Genomic DNA, 17,210 nt, shown 5'->3' on the forward strand with positions numbered 1-17,210 from the left:
TTAATTGCCGGATTTTTATCGTATAATGACCTATCCCAATTTGTGAAGCAAATTGTTGGAAGGTCAGATGCTAAAAAATCATATTTCTTAATTGCCGGATTTTTATCGTATAATGACCTATCCCAATTTGTGAAGCAAATTGCTGGAAGGTCAGATGCTAAAAAATCATATTTCTTAATTTGCAGATTTGATATTATGCTCTATCTACCTTATACATATGCTGAATCAACATAAGTATTTTGCTAGAATATCCATATTCATTATCATAAAAAGCAATCAGCTTTACAAATTTGTCATTAAGCATAATACCTTCCCTAGCATCAAAAATGGAAGTATGAGCATCGCCTATAAAGTCACTGGATACAACTTCATCATCAATGTACTCAATAACGCCCTTCATTTTTCCCTCTGAAGCTTCTTTAACCTTAGAACAGATTTCATCATAAGTTGCAGACTTCTTTAATTGCACATTTAGGTCAACTACAGAAACATCTGCTACAGGAACTCTGTAAGAAATACCCGTTAGCTTCCCAAGCACTGAAGGAATGACAAGACCAACTGCTTTAGCAGCTCCTGTTGATGAAGGAATAATGTTACCAAATGAAGATCTCCCAGTTCTCCAGTCCTTCATGGAACGAGCATCAACAACCTTCTGTTTAGCTGTAGCCGCATGAATTGTAGACATAAGTCCCTGCTCAATACCCCAGTTATCTTCAAGTACCTTTACTAGTGGTGCAAGGCAGTTAGTTGTACATGATGCATTAGATACTACATGAATATCTTTATTGTAATTTTCATGATTAACACCCATTACATAAGTAGGAGTTTCCTTGTCTTTAGCTGGTGCTGATATAATAACTTTCTTTGCACCTGCCTTAATGTGCTTCATAGAAGTTTCTGTTGTAACATAAGCACCTGTAGCTTCTACTATGTACTCTGCTCCACATTCTGTCCAAGGAATATTCTCGGCATCACTTTCACTGTATACTGGGATTTTTTTGCCGTTTATAACAATTCCCTTTTCGTATACTTCCAGGCTCTTTGGAAATCTTCCAAAAATTGTATCGTACTTAAGCATATAAACCATATACTCTAAATCTGCATTACGCACATTGATTCCACAGATTTCAATATCTTCAAAATCCATTGCTGCACGTATTACAACACGTCCGATACGACCGAACCCACTAATGCCAACTTTAATCGCCATTTTTTTCTCCTCCTAGCATTCTCTGCTCTTTACATTTTAAATTTCTCATATTTTGCTTAAATCATTAGCAATTATCTATTATTAACCATAATTAATAATCAATATCTTTTTCGCTTTGAAGATGAAAGAATATTCAGCTCATCGCGATACTTTGCAACAGTACGTCTAGAAAGTTCTATACCTCTGTCACTTAAAAGCTTGACCATATCCTGATCACTGTAAGGGGCTTTAGGATTCTCTCCTGATACTATTTCCTTTATAAAAGTTTTTATGCTTTGAGAGGAAATGCCTTCTCCCTGTGTACCTGATACACCGCTTGTAAAGAAATATTTTATTTCATAAACTCCCCTAGGACTTTGCATGTATTTTCCATTTATAGATCGGCTTACTGTAGACTCATGTATTCCTACTTCCTCTGCAATCTGCTTTAAGGTCAAAGTCTTTAAATATTTTGATCCTTTATCAAAGAATTCCTGCTGATACTTTACCACAGCGCTTACCACATTAAATATCGTCTGTTTGCGCTGCTCGATGCTCTTAATAAGCCATATGGCAGAATTTAATCTTCCTGAAAGAAATTTCGTTAAATTAGGATCATTTTGAGATTCGCGCAGTACCTTTTCATAATATGAACTCACCATAAGCTTAGGCGTACTGCTTTCGTTTATAGTAACAACATACTCACCATTCACCTTTTCTACAATGATGTCAGGTACAATATATCTGGTTGTTGACTGGGATGCAAACTGTCTCCCCGGTTTTGGTTCTAGACTTCTTATTAAATCACTTATTTCTTGTACTTCTTGTACTGTAATCCCCACTTCTTTAGCAATTGTAGCCAGCCTGTTAGCCGCAATATCTTCAAGATAATCTTTTATGACACGTTCTACCATCTCATCTAGTTCGCCTCTATTTTCAAGCTGAATTAGTAAGCATTCTTTTAAATCCATGGCTGCAACCCCTGCGGGATCAAAACTGTGAATAGCGTCCAGTACAATGTTTACCTTTTCCTCAGATACATTTAACGCCCTTGCAATTTCTTCATTAGTAAGCGTCATATAGCCATTATCATCCAAAGATTCTATTATATACTTTCCAATGGTACGACAGCTTTGTTTTATCGGTGCAAACTGTAATTGAAACATCAAATGCTCTGGTAATGTTACATCTGATGTAACAAACTGCTCAAAAGAATATTCTTTATCATCCTTGGAATACTCTCCCTGCTTATAACTAATATCGTCGTATTCTCTTTCTTTTATATGTTCAGCCCATTCATTACTGCTAAGCTCATTACTGCCTAATGTTTCACTGTTCAATTCTCTAGTTTTTTCGCTTAAAGCTGTTACAGTCTCTGCCGTCTCATTGGCTTCACTTGGCTCAGAGTGACTGTTTCCTTGTTCAAGCACAGGATTAACTAGAAGCTGTTCTTCAACGTAGTTGTCCAGCTCCTGTGTATTAAACTGTAATATCTGAATAGCTTGAATCAACTCCGGTGTCATTACAAGTTTCTGTGTTTGTTCAATTGTTAAATCATATCCAAGTCTCATATCTTACCTCAAATCACAATATAAGCAAACTTACTCAAAATAATTATACTACAAAATAGTAATATTTCCACCCCAAACTAATAATAATTAGAAAAATTAGTCAAGCTCCGGGAACCCCAGCTGTCTTAATGCTTCGAAAAGTATTATATTTGCTGAATTGGATAAGTTCAATGACCTTAATCTAGTATCCTTACTCATTGGAATCCTTATAGCCTTTTCTTTATGCTGTGCAATAAATTCCCTTGGGAGGCCTGCTGTTTCTCTTCCAAATAAAATCATGTCTTCATCCTTAAACTGTACATCTGTATATCTGTGTCCACCCTTTGTAGTCGCTAAGTAAAGCTGTCTTTTTCCATATTTATCCATAAAAGCTTCGAGGCTTTGATGCACCTCTAACTGCACAAAAGGCCAATAATCCAGCCCCGCTCTTTTAACACTTTTATCATCTATAGAAAAACCTAACGGTTCTACTAAATGAAGTACACTTCCTGTCGCCGCACAAGTTCTTGCAATATTTCCTGTGTTTGGCGGTATCTCAGGTTCCACAAATACTATGTGAATTGCCATATTTTCACCTTCCATTCTAAAATCAACTTATATACGAATATAGTTTAGCATATTTAATACAAAAAAACACTATTTACGCCTTTACTTTCTAAAAATCGAAAAAATTAAAGACAAACCCATTTAAATAGTATATAATATTTTCTACGATTTAAAACGGCGTTGCCGCACGAAACTATCTTGGAGGTATAAAAATGAAAACAGTTAAAATAGGACTACTAGGTTTAGGTAACATTGGAACTGGCACTTATAAAACCCTTGAAATGAATAAAGTGCAAATTACTAAGGCAACCGGTCTTAATCTTGAAATCAGTAAAATTCTAGAAAGAGATACCACTCGAGAAAGAGATATCACTGTTTGCCAAGAGCAATTTACACAAGATCCAGATGAAATTTTTAAGAATCCTGATATAGACATCGTTATCGAACTCTTAGGCGGCATTGAGCCCGCTACTACTTTTATGCTTGACGCGATGAAAAATAAGAAAAGTGTAGTAACCGCCAACAAAGCGGCTGTAGCTGCGAATTTTCAGGAACTAACAGATGTAGCTAAAGCAAATGGTGTAGAATTTAGATATGAGGCTAGTGTAGGAGGAGGAATCCCCATTATAAATGCTCTTACCACGGTTCTTCAGGCTAATGATTTTGTTGAAGTTCAGGGGATTGTAAATGGCACAACGAACTACATTCTCACACAGATGACTGAGTTTGGTTTAAAATACGATGATGTACTTAAGAAGGCTCAAGAGCTGGGATTTGCAGAAGCTGATCCAACTGCAGACGTAGAAGGTATCGACGTTGCAAATAAGCTATCCATTCTTATATCAATAATGTTTAATACCTATGTGGCTCCAAAAGATATCCCAACAAAAGGAATCAGCAGCATTACACAAAACGATATTGAAGCCGCAAAGGCTGAAAACAGCAAAATAAAACTTATCGCTTATGCTCATAAAGAAGGGGATAAAATAGACTATAGCGTAAAACCTATGTTACTAAATAACTCCCACCCTCTTGCATCTGTAAGTAACGAATTTAATGCTGTATATGTAACTGGGAATGCAGTTGGCGAGTTAATGTTCTATGGCAAAGGTGCTGGTCCTCTCCCAACAGGAAGTGCTGTTATGGGTGATGTACTTGAAATTGCAAAAAAATTATATAATAAATAATAGAGGTGAAAACAAATGAGTTTATATGAACAGTGGCAAAATTTGATTGATAATCAGACAGATGAAACATTCACTGATTTTTGGGAAAAATATAGTTCTACAGAAACAAAGATTTATACAGATATCTTAGATAATCATAAAAAAGTTCCTGCAGGAACTTTTCAAGAACTTGTAGATAAATATGAGGCAGATCCCGTTATATTTATGGGATTTCTCGATGGTATTAATACAAGTTTAAAGAATGAAATGAAAATTGAAGAATATGATGAAAATACTGAAATTAAGCTAAACATCGATTTTGAAAAGCTTTTCTTCAATATGCTTGGTGCTGAGGCTGACTATCTATATTCAATTCCGGCCTGGGACAAAGTTCTTCCTTTAGAAAAGAGAGAAGAAATCATAAAAGAATTCAAAAAATCAAAAACTGTAGTAAAAGAAAAAGAACCTGGTAGAAATGATCCTTGCCCTTGCGGAAGCGGCAAAAAATATAAAAAGTGCTGTGGTGCAAATAAATAATAAATATGCAAAAAGCAGTTGGTTTTTCCAACTGCTTTTATTGTACTGGCATAATGCAAATGTCATATCCTTCATACTAATTTCAGGCTTGGATTCCCTTTAATATAAGCTCTATAAGTTCCTGAATTTCAAGATTATTCACATTAAGCGGTAATATTATGTCAGGCAATGTGCTAAATCCATATTTGATATTCAAATATCCTCCTACCGTTCCCATTATGGATATAGCAGCAATCTCGGTATTGATTTTTCTGAATTCACCTTTATCCATGCCTTGAACTAAAATATGATAAACAAATCTATATTTATCATTCCAAAGGTCGCTCATTTTTTTCATAAAACCAACTGACAACCCATCACTAGTATCCAAAATCATCATGGATAACTTCATCATTCGTGTCCCATTTTCCTCAGTGTACTTTGATTCAAGCTTTATTAATTTCATCAATTTCTCAGTCTGAGTACCTTCTGATTGCACTATTTTTTCACACTCAGCCATATATTCTTCAATGCCAGTTGAAAAAATTTCTATCAACAAAGATTCTTTACTGTCAAAATATTCATAAACAGTTCCCTTACCGATACCTGCTGTAGCAGCAATATCTGAAATTTTAGTCTGCTTATATCCATTTTCACTGAATAACAGGTAAGCAGCTTCTAATATTTTTTGCTTTTTGGTTTCTTTACAGCTATACATTTTTTAAGTCCTCTTCATGCCACTTTGCTTCAAGTTTAGAGACCATTTCGTAATGAGCTTTACGTTTTTCCTCTTTTTTGAACTTTCTATCATCAAAGATAGAGTATAATACAGGAACAAAAATTAATGTAACTATGGTTGATGCTATTAGCCCGCCTATTATGGATATTCCCATTGGCGCAAGAGTCTCTCCTCCTTCGCCTATGCCTATTGACATAGGAATCATCCCAATAATGGTTGTACCTGCACTCATGAGTATTGGTCGCAGTCTCATCTTTCCAGCCTGTACAAGAGCCTCATTTCTACCCATAATTTGTTTGTTCTGATTAATAAATTCCACCAATAGGATAGCATTGTTTACTACTATACCAACCAGCATGATTAAACCCAAAAATGATACCATGGATAAAGCCGTACCCGTTATAAATAGAGCTAAAAATGCTCCTGACATAGCAAATGGTATAGACATCATAACCATTATAGGCAATGTAACCGATTCAAATTGAGCAGCCAATATTAAGTATACCAAAGCAAGAGCAACAATTAAAGCTAAGCACAGACTTCTAAAGGATTCCATCATCTGTTCCTGTTCCCCTCCACTTTCATAAAAATATCCATCAGGAAATTGGTAGTTATTTACAATCTTAATTACATCCTGAGATACTTTTCTTAAGTCATTCCCCTGTATGTCTACTGCAATAGTTATATATCTTTGCTGGTTCATCCTGTTTACACTGCTTGGTGAATTGCCAAATTCGAAATCTGCAATCTGGCCTACAGGAACCGACATGCCTGAAGCTCCTGTAATTACAATTTGCTTCATATTATCTACTGAATCACCATATTCATCCGGTAAGGAAAGATTAACCTCGATTTCTTCGCCATCAATTTTTAACTTAGTAGCCGTGGATCCTGAAAGAGCAGTGGATAATCCATTAGCAAGCTGTGATGCTGTAATTCCGTAATAAGCCGCAGTGCCCCTGTCTAAAACTACTTTTACCTCTGGATCTCCTTCTGAACTGTCTACTTCCGCCGAAACAACATTATCCACTGCTTCAATCTGTTTGCAAAGTTTACTTCCAATTTTATCCAATTCATCCAATTCTTTTCCTTTTATATCAATAGACAAGTCAGAATTTGATTCATCTCCAAAAGACATGGATGAAGATTCTTTTATTTCCAATTCAGCTCCCGTAAAATAAGCTAAATCCTTTTTGGCTTGTCTTACGACCTCCTTAGTACTTCGCTTTCTCTCCTGCTTATCAACTAAAGTAATACTTAGACTACAGCTGTCCCCGAAAGACATCATACTTGTTTGCCCTATATCCACTGTACAATGTTCCATTTCTGGAATAGTCATAGCATAATTTTCAATTTTAGTCAGAATTTTATCTTTATCTTCAAGGGATGTACCATATGGTACATCTACATTTATAGTAAAGGTTCCCTCATCAGATTCCGGCATCAGCTCTGTACCTACAACTCCTACTAAAACTATTGAAACGATGAATATAGCTGTACAAATGGCAATAATACGCTTACGCATTTTTAATGCTTTTCGCATAAATTGTTCATAAGATTCCTTTAATTCCTCAATAAATTGTGTAAACTTCTGCAGATATCTAAACTTATATCGATGTTTGCCTAAACGTATATATTCGGTAGACAAACCTCTTGTTAATAATTTAGAGCAAAGCATCGGTACAACAGTAATAGCTACTGCCAAAGAAGCCATTAAAGCTATAATAATCGTAAAGCAGAAATCCTTAAACATCATACCTGTAATACCACCGCTAAGGGCTATTGGTAGAAATACAACTACTGTAGTAAGTGTAGATGAAACAATGGCAAGAAAGATTTCTTTACTTCCTTTTTCAGCAGCCTCTTCAGCACAGTTGGTTTCCTGCCTTATTCTGAATATATTTTCAAGCACTACTATAGAGTTATCTACCAGCATACCTACTGCTATAGTAAGAGAGCATAAGGTTATCATATTTAATGTCATTCCACGTGCATTCATCAGTGCAAATGTAGCTAACAACGATATTGGTATAGATAAAGCGATTACTAAAGTGGAACGCATATTTTTAAGGAACAGGAATACCACGAGTACCGCAAGTAATCCTCCCATTATGGCTGATTGAGAAACAGATTTAATAGAGTTCTGGATAAAATCAGCCTGATTAAATCCTACCGTGAATGTTAAATCTGGGAACTTCTCCTGTAGCAGCTTCATCTCTTTTATTACTGCTTTAGAGGTTGATACTGTATTTGCGTCTGATTGTTTTGTGATAAATATACCTATTGCAGTTTTTCCATCAATCCTGCTGATAGATTCCTGGTCCTGATATGTATCAGAAATTGAAGCAATATCCCCTAACCTAACTATGCTTCTGTCACTTAATGTGATAGGCAAATTCTTAATATCATTAACAGACTTAAATTCGCCCATAGTTCTTACTACGATTTCAGTATCACCTTTTGATACATCACCACTGGGCATATTTATATTTTCAGCTGCTAAAATTTGTGCAATCTGTGCTAAAGATAAGCCATATCCTGACAGTCTGTCCTGGTTTATTTTCACGGCAACTTCCTCGTCAACGCCACCCATTACAGTAACGGAAGCAACACCGGCAACTCTTTCCAGATAATTTACCACATTATCTTCTATCTGGTTATTTAACTGACTTAACGGCATATCTCCCGACACATAAATCTGTGTGATAGGAATCGCACCCATATCCATTTTCATAACCATAGGATCACCCACGTCATCAGGCAGATAACTTTGTACCATAGCTATTTTTTCACGCATATTTAAAGTTGCGAAGTTCATATCCGTATCCATTTGGAACTGTATCATCACTATTGATTGACCTGGCATACTCATGGACTTCATTTTATCCAATCCCTCAACAGAAGCCAGAGCCTTCTCCAATGGTTCAGTTACCATTTTCTCAACTTCCTCAGGTGATGCATTCCCATAGGAAGTCATCACCAATGCATATGGATATTCTATCTTAGGAAATAAATCCTGTGGTAATCCAATCAAAGAATAAACACCCAGTACAACTACCATCAACATCAGCATTACAGTTGCTATTGGTCGTTTTATGGATATACTAGCTAAATTCATATTTACACCTCTATTCTACTATTTTGTAATATTAACAGGGGCGCCCTCTGTCACATACTGTTGACCGGATATAACGATTGTGTCGCCTTCTTTAATACCTGAAAGAATTTCCACGTATTTACCATTATCTATACCTGTAGTTACTTCATTATATTTTGGTACATTGCCCTTATCCAGAGTAACCACTACAGCTGTGCCATTTTTCATGATTACACTATCTGAAGGTACACAGAGAGTATTCTTCTTTTCTTCTGAAACAATTCTTATCTCAGCAAACATACCAGCTTTAATTTTACCTTGGTCATCGCTTATTGATATTTTTATTGGATAAGTAAGCTCTCCAGCAGCCGGTGCTGGTGAAATTGCTTGAATAATCCCTTTGTACGCATCTTTCCCCAATGTTGATATGTATACATCAACGGTATCACCAACCTTTAAATCATTAACTATATACTCTGAAACATTGGTATTTATTTGTAATGTACTTACATTTGCCACAGTCATAGCGGGTGCAGCCGATGAGGCAATGCTTCCTACTGCTACATTTTTAGATGTTACATACCCATTTATAGGCGAAGTAACTGTACAATTGCTGTAAGAATCACTGGCTGCAGTGTAATTCTGCTGTTCATTTAAATAAGTTGACTGAGCCTTCTCATAATCTTGATAAGATACTGCACCTTCCTTATATAAGGCACTGATTCTGTCATAAGAAGACTTAGCAACATTTAGCCCTTCCTTAGCTTTATTTAATGTAGTGGCAAATTGTGTTCCATCAATTTGAAATAATGTTGTTCCTTTAGCAACCTTATCTCCAATATCCACATTAACTGCAGTTATCTTTCCGGTTGCAAGAGGAACAATACTTACTTCTTCTATAGGTTCAACTCTTCCAGTAATCGGAGAAGTCGTATTGATAGACATTTTCTCTGCTAAAGCCGTTTTCACATTAACTACAGATTCTTTTTCAGTCTCTGGTGCAGCCATAGAAGATACAACTCTAAAAATAACAAGACCTATTATAAATATTACAGCAATAATTGTAATAATCTTTGTCTTTTTCTTTTTCGGTTTTTGTTCTAATACTTCTAAAGTATTATTCTCAGCCGTTTCGCTGAAAGTAGATGTTTCTTTATTTTTTTTCAAAATGCTTACCCCCTAAAATAGTATGTCTGTTAAATACTAAGCCGACCCATTGGTCGGACTTTAATATAATAATTCAAAAATATACCAATGTCAATGATTCATAGTGCGGCAACTTGTACTTTTATTGTTACATTAATTGTTTAAATGGGTATATAATAAAAAAATGGAGGTAAAAGAAACATGAAATTCACTAAAGAAAAAATAAATGAACTTTTAGATAAATTAGAAGAAATGTATCCAGATGCTGATTGTGCTTTAAATCATAACTCAATCTTTCAGCTTTTAGTCGCGGTAGTTCTTTCCGCACAAACTACAGATAAAAGTGTTAATTTAGTCACCGAAGAGTTATTTAGAAAATATCCGGATGCTTTCTCTATGTCACAAGCCATAGAGGAAGACATTCAAAATATAATAAAAAGAATAGGTATGTATAAAACAAAATCTAAAAATGTTTTATCTTTATGTAAAACTTTAGCTTCAGAATATAACGGACAAGTCCCTGAAGATTACGACAAACTAATCGCATTGCCTGGTGTAGGACGTAAAACCGCCAATGTAGTATTGTCTGTAGGTTTTGGCCACCAACGGATAGCTGTAGACACTCATGTTTTCAGAGTTTCCAACCGCATAGGTTTAGTTCATGAAAAAGATGTATTAAAAACAGAGCTAGCTCTAATGAAAGTAATACCAGAAGAAAGATGGTCACGAGCTCACCATAGTCTGATTTTTCATGGCCGCTATTGCTGTGATGCAAGAAAACCAAAATGCGAAGATTGTGCAATCTCCGCATTCTGTAAATCCTATAATTTATAATTGTGGGCCATTAAACTTAATAGGTTTGCACTTAATAAGCTTTCCGCCGCCCCTATCACCTAAAAATTCACCGTCTTTAAATACTAACCTGCCCCTGCTATAGGTAGCAACGGGGTATCCTTTTATTTTAACACCCTCCCAAATAGTGTGGTCTGTTTCACCATGCATATCCTCATTTGTTATGACAAAGTCTTTCTTCTTATCATAAATAACAATATCTGCATCCAGACCGACTTGAAGACTGCCCTTTTGATCTTCAAGACCAAACAACTTAGCTGGGTTTGCAGCACAAAGTTCCACAGCTTTATTGAAAGTAATTTTCCCTTTATTTGCCTCTGACAACATATAAGGATACATATTCTCAATGCCTGCACACCCATTTGGAATGGTAGTGAAATTACCCGGTTTACCATCCTTAGTGGTTATTCCCCAATCTTTTTCAGCCTGTGTAAACGGGCAATGGTCGGTAGCAATAGTTGTGATGTCTCCACGTTTTATACCTTCCCAAAGAGCATCTTGCGATGTCTTACCCTTCATTGGTGGTGAGCAAACAAAGTCTCTGCCTCTTTTTCTTTTATAGACATCACTGGTAAAATGCAAATATTGAGGACAAGTTTCCGCAAAAATTGGATAGCCTTCATCCCTGGCCTGAGTTACTGCCTCCATTCCCTGCTTATTCGCAAGATGTACTATGTAAAGAGACGTTCCTGCCATTTTAGCAAGGTTTATAGCTCTTACATCAGCTTCTCCTTCAACCTGTTCATTTTTAGACATGTAATGCCACCAGGCATCTGTTTTTCCCTCTCCAAGATACTGCTGAATAAGAACATTATTTACATCTCTATTTTCAGCATGGACCCCAACTAATGCACCAATTTTAGCGGATTTTTGCAAAACTTTATAAAAAGACCCATCATCTACGCCAAAATCATATACCATAAATACTTTGAATGATGGTATACCCGCTTTAACGGCATCTTCCATAGAGTCCAGTAATTCTTTAGTTGAAACATCTGACACTCCGATGTGAAAAGAATAGTCAACCACAGCATCAGGTGCTGCCAAATCATTTCTCCGCTTAATTGCATCAAGCATAAGTTCTCCCTTTGCTTGAAGTATAAAATCAAATACAGTAGTAGTTCCACCGCATGCAGCAGACCTTGTTCCTGAGTAGTAGTCATCTGTGGAAACCGTACCACCAAATGGCATTGCCAAGTGTGTATGACCATCAATTGCTCCTGGTAGTATAAGCTTCCCCTTTGCGTCCACTACTTCCGTTTTCTGTTCAGGCTTTAGATTGGTTCCGATTGCTGAAATCTTGCCATTAGAAACAGCAATATCTGCCTTAAACGATGATTCAGCAGTTACCAATGTGCCACCCTTAATCAGTAAATCCATGTTTCTACCCCCTTGTTATTTATGAATTTATAGCTATGCAATTTTTTCTGTCATAGCTTCATGCTCTTCTTCTGTTACGATTGAAAGTTGATCGTTCTTCATAAGAGCAACGTATACAACAAAACCAATTATGAAGGATACTATATATCCATTAGCTGCCAGCCATTGAATAAAGCTTGGTCCTACTCCTGTTGATGGATCGTACAGCATAACTGTATTTCCTAAAAGTGGTATAATAAATGCGGCCACCCATGCAATAATAGCAGCAACATTCCAGCCGCCCTTATACCAGTATCTTCCACTAGGCCCTGCATAAAGCCCTGCTACATCCACTCTTTTTTGCTTGATAAAATAATAATCTGCAATAAAAATAGCAGCCACTGGAGCAAGAATCGTTCCGTAATTATTTAACCAAGTAAATACGTAAGCTGCGCCAGATCCATAGATCCACCAAGGCTGTGCTAAGACTGCAATAATACAAGTAGCAACGACTCCCATCCTATATGTAATTTTAGTCGGAGCCAGATTGGAGAATCCATTTGCAGGGGCAACAACATTTGCTGCTACACAAGTAGTAATAGTGGCTGCCGCAACACCTATAGCGCAAATAACAACTGCTATTTTATTGTCTACATAATAAAATACATTTGTTGGGTCAAACATTGCTGTTCCCATGGAAAGCTTGGTTGACATAGCAAAGAACGCACCTATGTATGCACAAAGGAACATTGGAAGAGGCATTCCATACAACTGCCCTCTAAACTGATCCTTTTGTGATCTTGCATATCTTGAAAAGTCTGGAATATTTAAAGCAATAGTAGCCCAGAATGCAATATTTCCAGTCAATCCTGCAAGATATATATACCAGAACCCCCCAAACTGCTCAATTAAAGCTCCATCATTTCCCTGTGACATAACCTCCCCAAAACCAAAGCCTGCTGCATTGGCAGTCATAACGGACCAGATAAACAAACAAAGCATTACAACAATTAGTAAAGGTCCACCAATATTTTGAACAAGTTTTATTCCCTCAGAGCCCTTATATGCTACCCATCCAATAAATACCATAAATATTAAGAATCCAATTAATTGACCTACCTGACAAGGATTACCAAAGATAGAGATAACCCAGTCTTTGTCTCTAAATGATGGGATAAAGCACCCAAGAATGGCAGCTACAGCACCGCCGCCAACCCAAGCCTGCACTGCAGTCCAGCCACAAGCTACAAAAGCTCTCAACAGGGCTGGAATATGTGCACCAACGCCACCAAAGGTTAATCTTGAAAATACAGGAAATGGAATGCCATATTTAGTTCCTGCATGAGAATTAAGCTGAATAGGAATAAGAACAATTAAATTTCCTAAAGCTACATTTAGAACTGCAAGCCATGGCGAAACACCCATTCCTATCAGTGCTGCTGCAAGGGAAAGTGAAGGAATACAAATAGCCATACCGATCCAAAGAGCGGTAATGTTATATGTAGTCCATGTTCTTTGAGATACTGATGAAGGCGCAAGATCTTCATTATAATATTTTGAGTTAACCAGCTCTGCACGAGCAGCTTCTGTTAATTCATATAGACCATTGCATTCAACCTGTGTGCATTGTGACATAAAATAACACCTCCTAAATCATATGATAAAAACGATTACTTTATATGTATATTACGGAATTTAGCTAATGTAACTAGTTTTTTAATTTTTAATTCTAAATTTTTTGAAAATTGAGTTAAATAACTGTAATTGCAGTGTTTAAGCATTTTTCGCCTATTTTTTTATATTTTTTACGCTATATTGATTTTTTCTTGACACGCCTTCATGGTGATTGTATAATTGTATACATAAATACAATATTTTAGTTTTAACATAGGAGGACTTAAATGGGAAATACTTTAGCTTATAAAATTCTACAAAATCATCTTCTAGAAGGTACCCTTTCCCTGGGAAATGAAATAACAATAAAAATGGATCAAACCTTAACTCAAGATTCAACTGGAACTATGGTTTATCTTCAGCTTGAAGCTATGAATGTTGATAAAATCCAAACAGAACTTTCTGTAGCTTATATAGATCACAACACCCTTCAGACTGGGTTCGAAAATGCAGATGATCACGCCTTCATTAAAAGCGTTGCTCAAAGACATGGTGTTCTTTTCTCAAAGCCAGGTAATGGTATTTGTCATCAATTACACCTAGAAAACTATGGCAAGCCAGGAAAAACATTATTAGGATCAGACAGCCACACTCCAACTGGTGGTGGTTTAGGAATGATTGCTATTGGTGCAGGCGGCCTAGATGTAGCAATGGCAATGGCAAAAGGCACCTATAGCCTTAATGTCCCAAAAGTAATCAACGTGGAACTTACTGGTACATTAAGACCTTGGGTTTCTGCTAAAGACGTTATTTTATATGTGCTTCAAAAATTAACAGTTAAAGGCGGCGTAGGTAAAATTGTTGAATATACGGGAGATGGCGTAAAATTCCTGTCAGTTACAGATAGAGCAACTATAACAAATATGGGTGCAGAACTTGGTGCTACAACTTCTGTTTTCCCAAGTGATGAGAATACTCTTGCATATTTAACTGAACAAGGGCGACCCGATGACTACGTTCCATTAGCTGCTGATGCTGATGCAGTTTATGATGAAATTCTGAGAGTTAATTTGTCAGAGCTTACTCCTTTAGCAGCAATGCCTCACAGTCCTGACAATGTAGATTCCATTAAAAATATAGGCAATATAAAAATTGATCAGGTAGCTATAGGTAGTTGCACAAACTCTTCCTATACAGATTTAATGAAAGTGGCTGCAATTTTAAAAGGTAACAAAATTCACAAGGATGTAAGCCTTGTTATTTCACCAGGTTCCAGTAAAATACTATCCAAACTGGCTCAAAATGGTGCTCTGGCTGATATGATTAATGCAGGTGCTCGAATTATTGAAAATGCGTGCGGTCCTTGTATCGGTATGGGGCAGTCCCCTAAATCCGGGGCTGTTTCTCTAAGGACTTTCAACAGAAACTTTAAGGGAAGAAGCGGTACATTAGATGCAGATGTTTACCTGGTAAGTCCTGAGACGGCTGCTATTTCTGCTATAACTGGCGTTCTTACTGATGGTATGACATGTGGCAGAGAGCTTCCTGCTATTAATTCTGTTGATTTTACGTTTAATGATAACTTTATCATTTACCCTAAAGGAACTAATAAAGACAATACAGATGTTGAAATGGGACCAAACATCAAACCATTTCCAAGGAATACTGCTTTAAGTGACACTGTAAGTGCAACAGTTGTTATACATGCTGGTAATAACATTACAACAGACGATATCATGCCTTCTGATTCAAGATTGCTTCCATATCGTTCAAACGTTCCACATCTGGCAAACTACTGTTTTGAAAAAATTGACAATCAATTCTCTACTCGCTGCAAAGAAGTTGGCAGCTGTGCTATTATTGGTGGCGAAAATTACGGCCAAGGAAGCAGCCGAGAGCATGCGGCTCTTGCTCCACTTTATTTAGGTGTAAAATTTGTTTTGTCTAAATCATTTGCAAGAATTCATCGTTCAAACTTGATTAACAGCGGTATCATGCCTCTAATTTTTGAAAACCCTGCTGATTATGAAGATTTTGCTATTGGCCAGAAACTTGTTATAGAAAATGCAAAGCAACAGATTAAAGAAAACGTCATTGTAGTAAAGAATTTAGATAACGGCAAAGAATACAGAACCCTTACAAACTTTTCTGACTTAGAAATCAATATGATTTTATGCGGTGGAAAAATCAATTCAATTAAAGGAGCGTAGGCATGGAATATATTAAAGATTTTGAAAAAATTATTGCAGAACAGATTGCAAGAGTAGAAAAAATGAAGGTTTCCAGTGAGTTTGTAGATTTTTCTAAACTTGATAAAATTGTAATTGGTATGATTGATGGTGACGGTATCGGACCTGTTATTCTAAAAGAAGCCAGAAGAGTTTTAAATGAGTTGTTGAAAGATGAGCTATCTTCATGTAAAATTGAATTACGCACTATTGACGGATTAACCATAGAAAATCGAATTGCTAAAAATGCTACTGTGCCAGAAGATGTACTAGCATCAATAAAGGAATGTCATATTCTTTTAAAGGGCCCTACTACTACCCCTAGCAAAGGGGATAATCTGCCTAACATTGAAAGTGCTAATGTCACACTAAGGCGAGAGCTTGATTTGTTTGCAAATGTAAGGCCAGTTTATATTCCCGAAAAAAATATTAATTGGGTTTTCTATAGAGAAAATACTGAAGGCGAATATGCACTTGGCAGCAGAGGCGTGGAAATAAACGATGACATTTCTATTGACTTTAAGGTAACTACAACAGATGGTACGAAAAGAATAGCTAAAGCTGCATTTGAATATGCAAAAGCAAATGGCAATAAAAATGTTTCCATTGTGACTAAAGCAAATATTATGAAAAAAACTGATGGTAAATTTCTAGATTTATGTTATCGGGTTGCTAAAGATTATCCAAACATTAAGGTTGATGACTGGTATGTAGATATTATGGCTGCAAACCTTGTAAATGAGCAAATCAGAAGTAACTTTAACGTATTTATATTGCCAAACCTATATGGTGATATCATTACCGACGAAGCCGCACAAATTCAAGGCGGTGTCGGCACTGCCGGCAGTGCCAATGTGGGTACAAAATATGCTATGTTTGAAGCCATTCATGGAAGTGCTCCAAGAATGGTTGCTGAAGGCCTTGCAGACTATGCTAATCCTTCCAGTATATTAAAAGCTTCGGAGATGATGCTCCGTCATATAGGCTATACTGAAAAAGCCGATATACTTTCAACTGCATTAAACTTTGCTCAAACAAATAAGCATATGACTGGTGATACATCTGGAGAAACTGCAGCTGCTTTTGCAGACTGTGTTTTATCTCAGATTTAAGTCGGTGTAATTATAATAAAAATCAATCTTTAAATTTGTAATTTTTTAGCATCTGACCTTCCATCAATTTGTTTC

At 36.4% G+C, this 17,210-nt stretch carries 14 protein-coding genes; 6 read left to right on the plus strand and 8 right to left on the minus strand.

Annotation, left to right across the window (positions count from 1 at the left end):
- A partial coding sequence (locus RTW14_RS14885; protein WP_312652824.1) for a hypothetical protein occupies nt 1-234 on the plus strand: 234 nt, incomplete at its 5' end.
- Here the strand turns inward: RTW14_RS14885 and gap are convergent.
- From gap to trmL, 3 genes are all read right to left on the minus strand, one after another.
- Entirely contained in the window at nt 194-1,210 is a 1,017-nt protein-coding gene (gene gap, locus RTW14_RS14890) for a type I glyceraldehyde-3-phosphate dehydrogenase (RefSeq protein ID WP_312652826.1), read from the minus strand. The genes RTW14_RS14885 and gap overlap by 41 nt on opposite strands.
- Before the next feature lie 98 nt (nt 1,211-1,308).
- The gene (gene rpoN / locus RTW14_RS14895) at nt 1,309-2,760 is read right to left on the minus strand and encodes an RNA polymerase factor sigma-54 (protein WP_312652828.1); all 1,452 of its coding nucleotides are present in this window, start codon (nt 2,758-2,760) and stop codon (nt 1,309-1,311) included.
- Between the two features lie 96 nt (nt 2,761-2,856).
- Nucleotides 2,857-3,327: a tRNA (uridine(34)/cytosine(34)/5-carboxymethylaminomethyluridine(34)-2'-O)-methyltransferase TrmL gene (trmL, locus tag RTW14_RS14900; RefSeq protein WP_312652830.1), complete on the minus strand. Its 471-nt coding sequence runs from the start codon at nt 3,325-3,327 to the stop codon at nt 2,857-2,859.
- Between the two features lie 191 nt (nt 3,328-3,518).
- Here trmL and RTW14_RS14905 point away from each other — a divergent pair, with 191 nt between their 5' ends.
- Nucleotides 3,519-4,493 carry a homoserine dehydrogenase gene (locus RTW14_RS14905; protein ID WP_312652832.1) on the plus strand — a complete coding sequence of 325 codons (975 nt, stop codon included), beginning with the start codon at nt 3,519-3,521 and terminating at the stop codon, nt 4,491-4,493.
- A gap of 15 nt (nt 4,494-4,508) precedes the next feature.
- Nucleotides 4,509-5,009 (plus strand): SEC-C metal-binding domain-containing protein, encoded by a 501-nt coding sequence (locus RTW14_RS14910; protein ID WP_312652834.1) that lies wholly within the window; start codon nt 4,509-4,511, stop codon nt 5,007-5,009.
- An 82-nt stretch (nt 5,010-5,091) separates the two neighbouring features.
- Here the strand turns inward: RTW14_RS14910 and RTW14_RS14915 are convergent, their stop codons facing one another.
- The 3 genes from RTW14_RS14915 to RTW14_RS14925 are packed head-to-tail and all read right to left on the minus strand — an operon-like array spanning nt 5,092 to nt 9,991.
- The gene (locus RTW14_RS14915) at nt 5,092-5,706 is read right to left on the minus strand and encodes a TetR/AcrR family transcriptional regulator (protein WP_312652837.1); all 615 of its coding nucleotides are present in this window, start codon (nt 5,704-5,706) and stop codon (nt 5,092-5,094) included.
- A complete protein-coding gene (locus tag RTW14_RS14920) occupies nt 5,699-8,845 on the minus strand; it encodes an efflux RND transporter permease subunit (RefSeq protein WP_312652840.1) in 3,147 nt (1,048 codons plus the stop codon). Before RTW14_RS14920 ends, RTW14_RS14915 begins: the two co-directional genes overlap by 8 nt.
- Nucleotides 8,846-8,863: 18 nt before the next feature.
- Complete coding sequence (locus RTW14_RS14925) at nt 8,864-9,991, minus strand: efflux RND transporter periplasmic adaptor subunit (RefSeq protein ID WP_312652842.1); 1,128 nt, start codon at nt 9,989-9,991, stop codon at nt 8,864-8,866.
- A gap of 180 nt (nt 9,992-10,171) precedes the next feature.
- Here RTW14_RS14925 and nth point away from each other — a divergent pair, with 180 nt between their 5' ends.
- Nucleotides 10,172-10,804 (plus strand): endonuclease III, encoded by a 633-nt coding sequence (gene nth, locus RTW14_RS14930; RefSeq protein WP_312652844.1) that lies wholly within the window; start codon nt 10,172-10,174, stop codon nt 10,802-10,804.
- Here the strand turns inward: nth and hydA are convergent.
- Together hydA and RTW14_RS14940 are read right to left on the minus strand one after the other, a co-directional pair.
- Nucleotides 10,799-12,202, minus strand: a complete 1,404-nt coding sequence (gene hydA / locus RTW14_RS14935) for a dihydropyrimidinase (RefSeq protein WP_312652846.1) — start codon at nt 12,200-12,202, stop codon at nt 10,799-10,801. The two genes, nth and hydA, sit on opposite strands and share 6 nt — an antisense overlap.
- A gap of 33 nt (nt 12,203-12,235) precedes the next feature.
- Nucleotides 12,236-13,816, minus strand: coding sequence for an NCS1 family nucleobase:cation symporter-1 (locus tag RTW14_RS14940; RefSeq protein WP_312652848.1), 1,581 nt, complete (start codon nt 13,814-13,816; stop codon nt 12,236-12,238).
- Nucleotides 13,817-14,082: 266 nt separating this feature from the next.
- Here RTW14_RS14940 and RTW14_RS14945 point away from each other — a divergent pair, with 266 nt between their 5' ends.
- Nucleotides 14,083-16,005 (plus strand): aconitate hydratase, encoded by a 1,923-nt coding sequence (locus tag RTW14_RS14945; protein ID WP_312652850.1) that lies wholly within the window; start codon nt 14,083-14,085, stop codon nt 16,003-16,005.
- Between the two features lie 2 nt (nt 16,006-16,007).
- Nucleotides 16,008-17,135 (plus strand): isocitrate/isopropylmalate family dehydrogenase, encoded by a 1,128-nt coding sequence (locus tag RTW14_RS14950; RefSeq protein WP_312652852.1) that lies wholly within the window; start codon nt 16,008-16,010, stop codon nt 17,133-17,135.
- Nucleotides 17,136-17,210: the final 75 nt, after the last annotated feature.

The organism is Aminipila sp., from assembly GCF_032051575.1.
Lineage (GTDB): Bacteria > Bacillota > Clostridia > Peptostreptococcales > Anaerovoracaceae > Aminipila.

What these genes read in the sequence shown, in the direction of transcription:
- gap (WP_312652826.1), bottom strand. Translation starts at nt 1,210, where the DNA reads ATGGCGATTAAAGTTGGCATTAGTGGGTTCGGTCGTATCGGACGTGTT.
- rpoN (WP_312652828.1), bottom strand. Translation starts at nt 2,760, where the DNA reads ATGAGACTTGGATATGATTTAACAATTGAACAAACACAGAAACTTGTA.
- trmL (WP_312652830.1), bottom strand. Translation starts at nt 3,327, where the DNA reads ATGGCAATTCACATAGTATTTGTGGAACCTGAGATACCGCCAAACACA.
- RTW14_RS14905 (WP_312652832.1), top strand. Translation starts at nt 3,519, where the DNA reads ATGAAAACAGTTAAAATAGGACTACTAGGTTTAGGTAACATTGGAACT.
- RTW14_RS14910 (WP_312652834.1), top strand. Translation starts at nt 4,509, where the DNA reads ATGAGTTTATATGAACAGTGGCAAAATTTGATTGATAATCAGACAGAT.
- RTW14_RS14915 (WP_312652837.1), bottom strand. Translation starts at nt 5,706, where the DNA reads ATGTATAGCTGTAAAGAAACCAAAAAGCAAAAAATATTAGAAGCTGCT.
- RTW14_RS14920 (WP_312652840.1), bottom strand. Translation starts at nt 8,845, where the DNA reads ATGAATTTAGCTAGTATATCCATAAAACGACCAATAGCAACTGTAATG.
- nth (WP_312652844.1), top strand. Translation starts at nt 10,172, where the DNA reads ATGAAATTCACTAAAGAAAAAATAAATGAACTTTTAGATAAATTAGAA.
- hydA (WP_312652846.1), bottom strand. Translation starts at nt 12,202, where the DNA reads ATGGATTTACTGATTAAGGGTGGCACATTGGTAACTGCTGAATCATCG.
- RTW14_RS14940 (WP_312652848.1), bottom strand. Translation starts at nt 13,816, where the DNA reads ATGTCACAATGCACACAGGTTGAATGCAATGGTCTATATGAATTAACA.
- RTW14_RS14945 (WP_312652850.1), top strand. Translation starts at nt 14,083, where the DNA reads ATGGGAAATACTTTAGCTTATAAAATTCTACAAAATCATCTTCTAGAA.
- RTW14_RS14950 (WP_312652852.1), top strand. Translation starts at nt 16,008, where the DNA reads ATGGAATATATTAAAGATTTTGAAAAAATTATTGCAGAACAGATTGCA.